Consider the following 12443-nt stretch of genomic DNA (forward strand, 5'->3'; position numbering starts at 1 on the left):
TGCTCAGCGAACCTGCGTGGGCGAAAAGTCAAAGCCGGCCGCTTTTCGCCGAGCTTGAATGGCTCCCGGCCGACGAACTTCAATGACCTCACCGGCCAGCAGCGGCAGATTTGTGATTCGCACTATCTCGCGATCTTGCTGCAACTCATACGGCGCGCCGGTCAGCGCACAAACTGGTAACGCGCCCATCGCTGGTTGGCTAACCGCGGTCAACGCGATCAGCCAGGCTTCACAGCGGCTGCGATCTTGAGTGAGTTGCAAGTGGATATCGGCCATGAGCGGTAAGAGCAGCGTGCCGGCAACGAGAGGAAAATCCCCCGTCTGTTCACGTGTCTCGAGTTCCGTTTGCAGCGCTTCGCAAACAGCGATGCGCTGCAAATAGGGCTGCCGGGCCGCGGCCACTTGTTGCCCCATGGCTCGCAAGTAAAACAGTTCATCGGCGTCGACATCGCGCCGAGCAGCTGTTTCGGTCGAGCGCAACAGCCCCTTTCGTTCCAGCTCGGAGCGTTGTTCCTTACGGAGCAGTTCCGAGTAATGTCCGCTGCGGACTAGTTCGTACAGCAGCAGTCCTTGGGCTCGTTCCATTTGCAGGACGCGCTCGTCGCTGGGCCACTCGGCCGTTTGAGTGAGCAATCGCTGCTGCAGTTGCTGCAGATTTTCTACGGTTGCTGCCGGATGATTCGCGATGGCGCTCGCCACTTGCAACGCATTAGCCCGCAGCGACACGGCCAGCAGACGACCATTGAGGCTGGGCTCACTCGCCAACTGTCGGCTGACTAGCAGCATGCGCTCGCACAGGGGAATCGCCTCGGCCGGCTGTTGCTCGGCCAGTGCTTCGGCAGCCGCCAGTCCTTCCAAGCGACAGCCCGTGATGGCCGCATCAAGCCATTCGTCATCGGCGAGCAGCGCATCGGTGATCCGCAATTGAGGTCTTCCATCGAGGCTCGCCACGGCTGCGGCAAAGCGGCTTCTCGCAGCCCCTTGGTAAGTAACCAGTTCGCGCCCTTTTTGTAGTGCGCCGGGCTCGAACCACTGGCCCGGCTTCGGCCAGATCGCGTTCACTTCTCGTTGAATGGCCGGGCGAGTGAGCGCTGGATAAGCTTCGACGAACGACGCATAGGGCGCTTCGTTTACGGGCGGTGTTGTCTCGAGCTGCCCGGGAAGCTGCCGTTGCTCATTCAGTTGTTGCAACTCTTGCCGCAGTTGTGGATGATTCGAACCAAAGGCGCCAGGGAGTTCGCTGACCGTTTGCACTCTAGCTTGCAAGGGAGAGCGTGGTGCTTCGATCCGAGTGCAGGCAGGTAACAGCGCGCAGGCTGACAAGGTCAGCATGATGCGCACGTATTTTGCCCAGCAATCCATTGCCATTTCCCGTCAACGCCATTCAGCCGCTAGCGGAGTTTGCCCGAATCCAATCGCGGTTCATAGCAAACGGCCGGGAATGGCTCAATGTCAGCCAGCGCTGGGCTAGCGGGCTTCGCCGGCCGATTTTACGACCGCTTTGTTGAGCAGCAGGTAGTTGTTGCCGCGGAACTCTGTCAGCACTCCGCTGATCGTCCATTCCTGGCGCGCTCGCGATTCGCTCAGCACTTGACCGACACGTTCCAGCGCCAGATTTTCGAGCACGCGATACGAATCTCGACTGCCGTTGGGATAGAAGGTGATGCGATCGCCGGCCAGTTCAAACCGGCCCACGACCTCGGTCAGCTTGGTCCCCTCGCGCTGGCGCTCGCCACTTCGTTCCCCGTCTTGGACGCGGCGCAAGGCAACCGGCCGCGCAGGGGGCGGATCAACAGCCAGACCATCGCTGGTGGCTGTGGCAACGGCAATCGCCACCAAGAAAAGAAATGTCATAACGCGGTTCAGAGGCATGAGGGTCTCACGTGGCAGGCGTGAAAGTTTTGTAGTCCTGAAACATAGCTCACAAGTGTGCGCGTGGCGGTTTCGCGTCAGCATGAAAGTTGCCTTTTTGCCACATGATGCCGATTCGCTACGGACGCGTGGCCGGCCGAGCCGTCATCTGGCGAACGCCAGTGCCCGTAACTACTGTGAAGGCAGCCAGTTGAGCGTTTTCGGTGTGATTGGGCGAGCGTTCCGGCGCAGCGGTTGCGATTCTTCGTCAATCGGCCGCCAAGTTCGCTGGCGGCTACTTCTGCGGCCTCGGGCGTCACTCCATGATTTCACGTTTTGCAATCTGCGCCGCCTTCGTCTGTGCCTGGTGCTTGTGCGGTGAGATCCTCGCGCAGCAGCCAACCACAGTCGACGTGGCGGTGCGCGCGGGCAAGCGTTGGACGGGGATTGTCGACACCAAGTCGAATGACGACAAGCTGGTTCTGCGCTTTGAACGGGGCGGCGCTGTCTTGTGGAGGCCGATTGCCTGGGAAGACATTCGCGAGGTTTCGCTCGCCGGCAAATCGCTTCCGGCCAGCGAACTGAAGGCGCGACTGCCGGAACTGGCAACTGCCCCGCTCTCAAAAACCGAACGAGCAAAACTGAACCCTGTCCCTGCGACCGAATTGGCTCCCAGCGAAGAGAAGCCGCCGCTGCCGCCAGCGAAAGTGATCTCGATTGCCTGCGATGCACTGCTGGCGAACTGGGACGGTGATGTCGAAGCCGATGGTCTCGTGCTACATCTGCAACCGATCGACGCCTGGCAAGGCGTTGTGCCAGCGAGTGGCACCATCGAGGTGGAACTGCACGCGCTCGAAGCCCGCGCGTTTCATCTGGCTTCGAATAGCCGGGGACGGTCGCTGCACCCCATTGCCCGTTGGACGCAGGCCGTGAACCTAACCGACTTTGGACCCCGCGGCGCGGCGATCCAGTTTCCCTTTCAGGCCGCTCATCCGGAATTCGATGATCGCCTAGGCTGGTACGGCTTGGTGCATATCAAATTTTCGGTTCCTGGCAGCGGCGTCTTCGAGCAATCGATCGACGGCGTGCGTATTCGCCCGTGGGCTCCGCTGCGAGACTACTTGCAGATGGATACCGGCTACCGCTTCTTGCCGCACGAGACGACCGGCCGCGGCAAGTCGTCTTGGTACACCGACGATCAATAAGTCGCTCGCCAACTTCGCTTGCGGCGACTATTTGACCTCTGCCCAATCGAGCGTCGCGGTGATGCCACGCAGCGGAATCCTCGCCCAATCGGGCCGCTGGTGCAGTTCCAATTCGAGTTCACTCAGCCACTTGTCGAGCAACAAACTGGTGAGCAGTAACTTCTGATCGGCTTCGTTCGTGGGCAGGATTGGCAAGCCCGCGACCGTCGAGGTGTACGACGGAACGAACGTCCCGGCAACCCAATTGAACCATAGTCTGCCCCACAGACCGAGTCGCTGGCGATCCTCCTCGCGTACGCTTCCCTGTGGCCGTCCACGCCCGGTGCTCAGGCCATACAGCGTCGAAATCGCAGCGCTCGCGAACGAACTAAGCATGCCAACGACATCTCGAAGGGGCGTGCGTTTGATGCGACGTTCGCCAATCGTCTCCGTGGGCAAGCCTTCCATATCGATGAAGACAAAATCTCGTCCCGTATGCAGCACTTGCCCCAAGTGGCATTCGCCTTGAACGCGCGTCCGAAGCACCGGTAACTTGCGATCGATGAGTCGATGGAAGCAAGCGAGGATTTCCACTTCGCTCGCGATCACATGCGCGGCCATCGGTCGCACTTCGGCAGGGAGCGAATCCTGCTTCTCTGAAAGATCGTAGAGGACGTCGAGAGCCGTCGTGCGCATCGACTGATAGAGCGACCGTTGATACTGGGGCGAAAACTCAAGGGGCGCAAAGGCAGGCCGATCGCCTGCATTAGCGAGCGCCAGATGCATCTCGCCCAAGCGTCTGCCGAGGATCCGCACATTTTCTAGATAATTGCCGATGAGTTCCTCGGCAATGTCGGGCAGCTTGATGTTGCTGGCGAGTGGATTAAAGCCCACACCGCGGAGGGACTCTTCCGGCTCGGGCATCGTGGCGACCCGTTCGTAGAAGTCGCTGAGGTTATCGAGTGTAAATTGCCAGGCATCCGATTCGTGCGGAATGAACTGATTCACCACGCCCAAAGTCATGGGCTCGGTCTTGGGGCGGCGGTATTCAATACTAGCCACAAGTGAGGCCACAGGAGTTTGACTCCCTTGCTCGTTGAGCATCGTCCCAATCTCGACTTCGGGATGGGGACCAGCCTCCACCGAGCGATAGACCTTTAGCAACCACTTGTTGCTGACATTGAAGCAATGGTTGAAGTGCTCCGTGGCAATCGTAATCGGCAACGTCGCGCCTTCCTCCGCGTCCAATCGTTGATATTCGGAGATGGCGACTTCACCCCCAAGCGAGCCCGTTACCTTGCTCCCGGTTCGCACCATTTCGAAGAACGATTGCGCGAACGTCGATTCTTCTGCAGCATCGTACAGCACGCCTTGGGCTGCATCGGGGCCACCCTTGAGCCGCGCGATGATTCGCCCCATGTTTCCCACAGGCCAATGATCGAGCATTTCCAACGAGGCAAAGCCCAAGGGTATCGAATGGGATTCGGGATCTCCTTCGTTGAATTCCAATTCCATGATCGCCAGATACGACTTGCCGACGGCAACGGGTATGACATCGCGCAAATGCGTGGCGCGAATCTTGCGCGTCGCTGCCGGTTGGGGCATGGTCCGTTGCAAGTAAGTTCGTAGAGCGCCAGCCAGAGCGAGATCGCCGCTGCCGGAAAATATCTGCTCCCAAGCGGTGGCATTGCGGGGCAACACCAACTCGGGAACTCGCGTGGGGATGTCAGTCGCCGATTTCTCCGTTTTCGCTTCGAGCGAGAACCAATAGAACGAGTGAGGTCCCAGGGTCAGCAAGTAAGGCAATTTGCCAATCTGAGGAAACGGCGTTTGACCGAACAACTCTACCGGCGCTACACCTTCGAACTGGCTCAGATCGAGTTCCACGTACTGCACGAAGCGTGAGAGGTTCGCGACGACGAGCAGATTTTCGCCTTGATAGCGACGAACAAAGGCTAGGATTTTGCGATTCTGCGGATCGAGGAATTCGATCGTGCCGCGGCTGAAAGCCTGATGCTGTCGGCGCAGACCGAGCAGTCGTTTGGTCCACCACAACAGCGAATGCGGATTCCCCTGCTGAGCTTCGACGTTGATCGCTTCGTAGTGATACTCCGGATCGATGATGATCGGCAGATAGAGCTTTTGCGGATTCGCCCGCGAGAAACCGGCGTTACGATCGCCGCTCCACTGCATCGGCGTGCGCACACCGTTGCGGTCGCCCAGGTAAATGTTGTCGCCCATGCCGATTTCGTCACCGTAATACAGCACCGGAGTGCCCGGCAGCGAGAACAGCAGCCCGTTCATCAGTTCGATGCGGCGACGGTTATTGCTTAGCAGCGGAGCGAGTCGGCGACGAATGCCCAGATTGATGCGAGCGTCGCGATCGTGCGCGTAGGCGCGGTACATCGAGTCGCGCTCTTCGTCGGTGACCATTTCGAGCGTAAGTTCGTCGTGATTACGCAGGAACAGAGCCCATTGGCACGAATCCGGAATCGCCGGCGTCTGTTCCAGGATGTCGACAATCGGAAAGCGATCCTGCGTATGCATCGCCATGAACAAGCGCGGCATCAGCGGAAAGTGGAAGCACATGTGGCATTCATCACCTTCGCCAAAATAGGCTACGGCGTCTTCGGGCCATTGATTGGCCTCGGCAATGAGCATGCGATTGGGGAACTTCTCCTCAATGTGCGCGCGCACCGCTTTCAAGTAGCCATGCGTCTCCGGCAAGTTTTCGCAAATCGTTCCTTCCCGCTCGAATAAGTACGGCACGGCGTCAAGTCGCATGCCGTCGACGCCCATTTCGAGCCAGTAGTCGATGATTGGGAAGATCGCATCCCACACTGCCTTGTTGTCAAAATTCAAGTCGGGCTGATGCGAATAGAAGCGATGCCAGAAATAGGCTTTGGCAACTCGATCGTAGGTCCAGTTGGAAACTTCGAAGTCCTGGAAAATGATGCGGGCATCGCGGTATTTCTCCGGCGTATCGCTCCACACATAAAAGTCCCGCTCAACGCTGCCGGGCGGAGCGCGCCGCGCTCGTTGAAACCAGGGATGCTGGTCCGACGTGTGATTGAGGACGAGTTCGGTAATGACCTTCAGCCCGCGGGCATGCGCAGCCGAGAGGAACTCGCGGAACATCTCCATGTTGCCGTACTTGGGATGAATCGACTGGTAATCGGCAATGTCGTAACCATCGTCGCGCAGGGGTGATGGATAGAAAGGCAGCAGCCAGATGGCGGTGATGCCCAGGTCTTGCAGATAGTCGAGCTTTTGGGTCAGGCCGCGAAAGTCGCCGGTGCCGTCGCCAATACTATCGTGAAACGCCCGAACGTGCAGTTCGTAAATGACGGCGTCTTTGAACCATTGCGGATCGCTCATGCTGTGGTCTCCTCAGCGGATAGTTCGCGGCGAAATCTTTCGGCGCGAGTCATCGTTTTGCAACTGAAGTGCCACGCCCGAGTCATTCGCGCGCTCGTTTGTTGAAATTCCCTACTTCGTCGCTTTTTCTGCAACAATGCGGGTCACGGGAGTCGGCGGAGCATCCGGTGGGATCGGAGCCCGGTCGAAAATCTTCGTCAGCAGTGCCAGACGCTTCTCAATTGCGGATGTCAGCGCGCCAGGCTTCATTCGCCAACGCCAGTTGCCGGTCCCTGTTCCCGGCAAGTTCATACGCGCGCTCGATCCGAGACCAAGCAGGTCTTGCATGGGGACAATCGCCGTATCGGCGACCGATCCAAGTGCCTGACGAATCATGTCCCAGTGAATTTCGGAGCCATCGCCGCCAACGTAGCTCAGGACAAGGTTCCGCTCGCGGGCCACTTGTTCTTCATCCCGCGTCGTGCCGTCGCCAGCTTCGCTATGGAACCAACCTACGGTGGTGTCGTTGTCGTGCGTGCCGGTATAGACGACGCAGTGCCGCGGATAATTGTGCGGGCGATAGTCGAGCGACTTGGCATCATCGCCAAAAGCGAACTGCAGCACACGCATACCCGGCAAAGCCAGTTCGTCTCGAAGTTGTTCCACTTCGGGAGTGATCAGGCCAAGATCTTCCGCATAGATGGGCAGGCCGCCCAGCTTCGCAGCCAAGGCATCGAAAAGTTTGCGATTGGGACCAAAAACCCAGCGGCCTCCAACGGCCGTAGGCGAGGTGCCAGGAATCTCCCAGTAAGCTTCGAAGCCACGGAAGTGATCGAGGCGAACGAAGTCGAACATGTGAAACGCCGCAGCCATCCGTTCGCACCACCAGGCGAAACCGTCTTCTTCCATTCGCTCCCAGCGATAGAGCGGATTTCCCCAGCGCTGACCGGTTGCACTGAAGTAGTCTGGGGGCACGCCCGCCACGACGGTCGTGTTGCCAGCTTCATCCAAGTAAAACAACTCGGGCTTGGCCCACACATCGGCCGAGTCGTGCGAGACAAAAATCGGGGCATCCCCAACAATCTTGATGCCGGCTGCATGGCAGCGGTTGCGTACAGCCTGCCACTGGCGGAAAAACAGGAACTGAATGAACGCATGGCGCTCAATTGATTCGGCCAATTCCTTCCGTGCTTTGACCAGCGCCGCGGCTTCTCTCTTGGCATAAGCGGGTTGCCAATGCATCCAACCGCTGCCGCCGTGAAACTCCTTCAAAGCGGCGAAGAGTGCATAGTCCGCAAGCCAGGCAGCTTGCTTCTGCTGAAAAGGCGCAAACTCATTCTTCAGTTTCGCACTGCCACTCGCTTTAAAATTGGCGTAGGCCAGATTGAGCAGTTTCTCGTGTGCGGGGCGGACGCGATCGAAATCGACTTGCGTTTCTTCAGCAATCGCAGGCATGCTTTGCAAATCGGTCGGCTGAAGCAGGCCATCTTCGACGAGGCGTTCCAAGCTGATGAGCAGCGGATTGCCAGCAAATGCCGAATAGCACTGGTAGGGCGAGTCGCCATAGCCGGTTGGTCCAAGTGGCAACACTTGCCAGCGGGTTTGCCCAGTGCGCTGGAGAAAATCGATGAATTCGTCGGTCGCGGGACCAAGCTCGCCGCACCCGTACTTGCTCGGCAAGCTGGTGATGTGGCAGAGCAGTCCTGAACAGCGCTGGGACGAAATGGCAGGCCGGGTCATGGTGTCTCCTTACAACGTGGTGAAATGCCGCCTACTTTCGTAGCCATAATGATACGGGAAAATTCGCCAGCGCCACTCCCGCTTGCAATCGTTCGCCAAGCTGCTCTTGCTCGGCCGTAAACATATTCTGCCAACCTGCGCCGCGCAGTTGCTCGGGCAACATGACGGTGGCATCGAGCCACACGCTATCGCCCACTGGAGCGTTTCCGCCCGGTACCAGGCCAGCGATCATCCGCGGCACAATCACAATCGCCTGCGTGCTGCCGTGAACGCGAGCGAAGGCTACCAGGCGTTCTGCTTGCGAACCGGTGATTTCCAAGGGCAAGTATTGGCCGCCCGTAAACAGATCGGGCAATTCGCGGCGAAGCTGCAATGCCACCTGATGAATGAATAGTTTGATGTTGCCGTCGGCCGCGCGCTCGACAAGGTTCTTTAGCAGTGCGATGCGTCCGGAGTCTTGCGCTCGTCGTTCGAGCGAGCGCAGACGCTGCTCGAGATCTTTAAAGTCGACCGGGCGACGATTATCGGGATCGACGAGTCGCAGGCTCCAGACTTCGGTGCCGGGATACGTATCGGGAACCCCTGGGCAAGTTAGTTTGAGCAGGGTTTGCGACAGCGAATTCCACCAACCCCAGCGCGTGACCAAATCGGCGAACGGTTCGAAGTCGACGCGGAAGGCACTCGCCGGTTCGACGGCCAGAATTGCCTTGATGAAATCGTGGGTCGCTTTTTCATAGGCTTCGTTGGGCGAGATCCAACTCGAATTCACCTTCGCCTCACGGAGCGCCTTGGTCATGTACTGGCAAATGCGTTCGATGTATTCGTCAAGCGCTTCGCCAGCCAGTGAAGCGGCAGGCCAGGTGCCCAGCAGTGTTTGATAGAGCAAGTATTCGTCGTTGCGACTGGGAGCCAACTCGCCATCGACCTTGATCTTTTTCCGCTTGTTCCAGCGCGCCCAACGGAGCACGCACTCCTTCCAGCGAGTGGGGATCTCGGAGAGGCAATTGATGCGAGCCCGGACGTCTTCGCTGCGCTTGGTGTCGTGCGTCGAGAGACAAGTGAGCGAACGTGGATACCGATTCTGGCGGTCGAGATTCTGCTGATGAAACGCGGCAGTGCTAAGACCAAATCGGCTGGGATCGCCCCCCACTTCGTTTAGCGAGATCAACCGCAGATAGCGGTAAAACGTGGTGTCTTCGACCGCTTTGGCCATCATCGGGCTGGTGAACTGCTGAAAGCGACCGACGAACTGCACTCGCATTTGGCGTTCTTTTTCGGACGCGCGTTCGAGATTGCCGTGGAGGAGCACTTCGCGAATGAAGTCATACACATGGTGACTGTCGGCGGGATTCTTTCGCTTGGCACGAGCGACTGCTTGTTCGACGTAGCTGCGATCGCGCTCGCGTACCTGCTCACCCATGGTGTAGGTGCGATAGACCGGAAAGCAGGCCACGATTTCGCGCAGGGCGAGTGTCAAACCATTCAGCGTAAAGTCGTGCGACCAGCGCTGGCATTCGGAGATGCGGTCGAGTTGATGACTGAGCACATGCAGCTCGCTGGCCATCGAGACCTTCATGATCAGCCGCTTGCAGTGATACGTCAGCTCTTCGAACGAAGGCTTGTCGGCGATGAACTTTTCATAGATGGCTGTCAGCACCTTTTCGTTACGCGTATCCACGAACAGACTATTCACATCGGCGAGGAAGTCGTAGCCCGAGGTTCCCGCGCACGGCCAATCGTCGGGCAGCTTCTCGTTGCGCTCCAGGATTTTCTCGACCACCACGTAGAGCGCCTTGGTGGAGTCGTTGCCGCGCGATTGACGGTAGCGATCGATGGCCATTTGACGAAAGCGCGGCACAAACGATTCCCAAGGAAGGGACGCCTGCTCACCATCGGTGGCCGGAGTTTTGTCACTGATGCGCTGAAACTCGCTGCGGCAGAACTGTAGCCAGCGTTCGATTTGCAGGTTGAGCAGATAACCAGCCGGATCGTAGAGACCGTCGGCATGATCGATCCGCAGGCCATCGAGTTTGCCCTCTTCGAGCAACTTCAGTACGAAGGCATGCGAGCGGGCGAACACTTCAGGCTGTTCCATGCAGACAGCTGCCAAGCCGTTCACATCGAAGAAGCGGCGATAGTTGATCTCGTCCGAGGCAACCCGCCAATGTGACAAGCGATAGGCTTGCGCGTCGAGCAATTGCTCCAGCCGATCAAAGCTTTGCGGATTGCCCGCTTCGCCATTGATCAGTTGCACGTTCTTGTTGATGAACTCCAGCACCAAGGGCTCTTGTTCGACCAAGGTTCGCAGGCGCCGCTTGATGATTTCTTTTTCACGGTCGCGTTCAGCCCTCTGGGCTGGATCGGTCGTTTCGCGAGGGGGCAAGTGATGGATAGCCGTAAGAATGCTTTGATATTCAAGTGCCGCAGGATTCTCAGCGCCCAGCGAAATAGTCAGTTCTTCCAGCCGATGCGCCAGAATCATCTCGTACGTGCGGGGAGCAATCGGGAAGAGCCGTTCGTAATACTGCAGTAGGAAGGCACCATCGGCGTACTTCAGTTGGAGCTGTTGATTTTCGAGCACGCGGCCGAATTGATCGCCAAGGACAGGAAGCAAGACCTTGTTCGCGAGCTCGGTCTTCAGCGGCGACCAATCGATATCGAAGTAAGTGGCAAACTGCGAACTAGGACCGTTTTCGAGCACATCCTGCCACCACAAGTTCTGGTTACTTGCCACGCCCATGTGGTTCGGGACGAAGTCAAGAATGTGTCCCATGCCCGCGGCGCGAAGCGAAGCCACAAACGCATCGAAGTCTTGCTCGGTGCCGACCTCGGGGTTGAGTTGGCCGTGATCGACAATGTCGTAGCCATGCTCGCTACCGGCGACTGCCTTTAAGTAGGGCGACGCATAGCAGTGCGAGACGCCGAGCCGTTGCAGGTATGGAACGATGGCGGCGGCATCGGTAAAGCGAAAGGCATGATGCAACTGCAGGCGATAGGTGGCTGCAGGCTGGGGTTGCTGCTGCGCGGCACGTTCGGCCACGGCCATGATCTCGGCAGCGAGCAAGCCTTCGGTGTCTGCAGCGGCAACGCTGTTCTCGCGGACAAGTGACATATTCATCTCTTTCTGCAGGAGCGACTCCATATCCGCAGAAAGAGTCGCTTCAGCAGTAGGCAGGGGAGACATTAATTTACCGACCTTCCTTATCATGGCAGTCGCGCAGCAACCAGCCGGTGACAGTCTGCCGTGGTTCAACTAGCGCGCGGCATATCCCGCCTGTTCAATGCCGTTCGCACGGTGAGCAATCGGCATGCCGCCTGTGGCTTAGTTTTCGGCCTGCCTTCCTAAGTGACGCCAAGATAGGTCTTTAGCGAAAATGCTAGCCAGCAGGATATTGGCACGCTGACCGCTGCGCGGCCATGCTGCGGTTGCCAGCGTTACACTGGGGAGCAACTTTAGGGGAACGAGCATGCCGTTAAGCGAGTGGAAGAATGTCTCTCTGCCGATCATTGGAATGCTGCATTTGGCGCCGCTGCCCGGTGCGCCGCGCAGTGAACTATCGTTGTTAGCCATTCGAGATCTCGCCCTGCGGGATACCGAATCGCTGATGGCCGGAGGCGTGCACGGCCTAATGATTGAGAACTTCGGCGATACGCCCTTCGAGCCTGGTTCGGTGCCCCCCGCGACGATTGCGCAGATGACTTGGCTGCTCGCCGAGATCAAACGAATCGCCACGATTCCTTGCGGCGTGAATGTGCTGCGAAATGATGGTCTCGCGGCTATCGCAGTGGCGGCAGCTGCCGGCGGGCAATTCATTCGAGTGAATGTGCTTACGGGTGCTCGCGTGACCGATCAAGGAATCATTCAAGGCCGAGCACACGAATTGCTGCGCGAACGGAAACGCCTTGCAGTCGAGTCGATTCAGATTTGGGCCGACGTCGATGTGAAGCATTCCGCGTCGCTAGCCGCTCGGCCCATTGCCGACGAAGTGGGCGATCTCGTTCACCGTGCGCATGCTAATGCCGTCATCGTGACCGGGCGTAGCACAGGTGCGGTAACGAGCACCGACGATCTGCAGCAGGTGAGCTCTGCGGCCGATGGAAGGCCGGTGATTGTCGGCAGTGGAGTTACGTTCGCCAACATCACCGGCCTGCGCGGTCTCGCGGCAGCAGCCATCGTGGGTTCTTCGCTCAAAGTAGATGGCAAGGCCACGAATGCGGTCGATGTCAATCGGGTGAAGGAACTGATGCAAGCTCTCGCTTGATAGGGCTGGGAAATATTGAGTAGTAAGAACATTTGCTTGACATCAAAAT

Annotated in this window: 7 protein-coding genes; 2 read left to right on the forward strand and 5 right to left on the reverse strand. The window is 58.3% G+C overall.

Features of this window, described 5'->3' with window-relative positions; all coding sequences use genetic code 11:
* Window positions 1-3: 3 nt before the first annotated feature.
* Together NA78x_RS22630 and NA78x_RS22635 are read right to left on the reverse strand one after the other, a co-directional pair.
* On the reverse strand, window positions 4-1362 hold the full coding sequence (locus tag NA78x_RS22630; RefSeq protein ID WP_425614655.1) for a hypothetical protein: 1359 nt from the start codon (window positions 1360-1362) through the stop codon (window positions 4-6).
* Between the two features lie 105 nt (window positions 1363-1467).
* On the reverse strand, window positions 1468-1854 hold the full coding sequence (locus NA78x_RS22635; RefSeq protein ID WP_425614656.1) for a hypothetical protein: 387 nt from the start codon (window positions 1852-1854) through the stop codon (window positions 1468-1470).
* A gap of 320 nt (window positions 1855-2174) precedes the next feature.
* Between NA78x_RS22635 and NA78x_RS22640 the strand changes: the two genes are divergently transcribed.
* A complete protein-coding gene (locus NA78x_RS22640; RefSeq protein WP_425614657.1) occupies window positions 2175-3056 on the forward strand; it encodes a hypothetical protein in 882 nt (293 codons plus the stop codon).
* A gap of 27 nt (window positions 3057-3083) precedes the next feature.
* Here the strand turns inward: NA78x_RS22640 and treS are convergent, their stop codons facing one another.
* The 3 genes from treS to treY all read right to left on the reverse strand — a co-directional run bounded on the left by treS (window position 3084) and on the right by treY (window position 11316).
* Complete coding sequence (gene treS / locus NA78x_RS22645) at window positions 3084-6413, reverse strand: maltose alpha-D-glucosyltransferase (RefSeq protein WP_425614658.1); 3330 nt, start codon at window positions 6411-6413, stop codon at window positions 3084-3086.
* A 111-nt stretch (window positions 6414-6524) separates the two neighbouring features.
* Complete coding sequence (gene malQ, locus NA78x_RS22650) at window positions 6525-8132, reverse strand: 4-alpha-glucanotransferase (protein ID WP_425614659.1); 1608 nt, start codon at window positions 8130-8132, stop codon at window positions 6525-6527.
* Between the two features lie 31 nt (window positions 8133-8163).
* Window positions 8164-11316: a malto-oligosyltrehalose synthase gene (gene treY / locus NA78x_RS22655; RefSeq protein WP_425614660.1), complete on the reverse strand. Its 3153-nt coding sequence runs from the start codon at window positions 11314-11316 to the stop codon at window positions 8164-8166.
* A 283-nt stretch (window positions 11317-11599) separates the two neighbouring features.
* Here treY and NA78x_RS22660 point away from each other — a divergent pair, with 283 nt between their 5' ends.
* Window positions 11600-12394, forward strand: a complete 795-nt coding sequence (locus NA78x_RS22660) for a BtpA/SgcQ family protein (RefSeq protein ID WP_425614661.1) — start codon at window positions 11600-11602, stop codon at window positions 12392-12394.
* Window positions 12395-12443: the final 49 nt, after the last annotated feature.

The organism is Anatilimnocola aquadivae (assembly GCF_049819085.1).
In the GTDB taxonomy this organism is placed as follows: Bacteria; Planctomycetota; Planctomycetia; order Pirellulales; family Pirellulaceae; genus Anatilimnocola.

What these genes read in the sequence shown, in the direction of transcription:
- NA78x_RS22640 (WP_425614657.1), top strand. Translation starts at nt 2,175, where the DNA reads ATGATTTCACGTTTTGCAATCTGCGCCGCCTTCGTCTGTGCCTGGTGC.
- NA78x_RS22635 (WP_425614656.1), bottom strand. Translation starts at nt 1,854, where the DNA reads ATGACATTTCTTTTCTTGGTGGCGATTGCCGTTGCCACAGCCACCAGC.
- treS (WP_425614658.1), bottom strand. Translation starts at nt 6,413, where the DNA reads ATGAGCGATCCGCAATGGTTCAAAGACGCCGTCATTTACGAACTGCAC.
- NA78x_RS22660 (WP_425614661.1), top strand. Translation starts at nt 11,600, where the DNA reads ATGCCGTTAAGCGAGTGGAAGAATGTCTCTCTGCCGATCATTGGAATG.
- malQ (WP_425614659.1), bottom strand. Translation starts at nt 8,132, where the DNA reads ATGACCCGGCCTGCCATTTCGTCCCAGCGCTGTTCAGGACTGCTCTGC.
- treY (WP_425614660.1), bottom strand. Translation starts at nt 11,316, where the DNA reads ATGTCTCCCCTGCCTACTGCTGAAGCGACTCTTTCTGCGGATATGGAG.
- NA78x_RS22630 (WP_425614655.1), bottom strand. Translation starts at nt 1,362, where the DNA reads ATGGATTGCTGGGCAAAATACGTGCGCATCATGCTGACCTTGTCAGCC.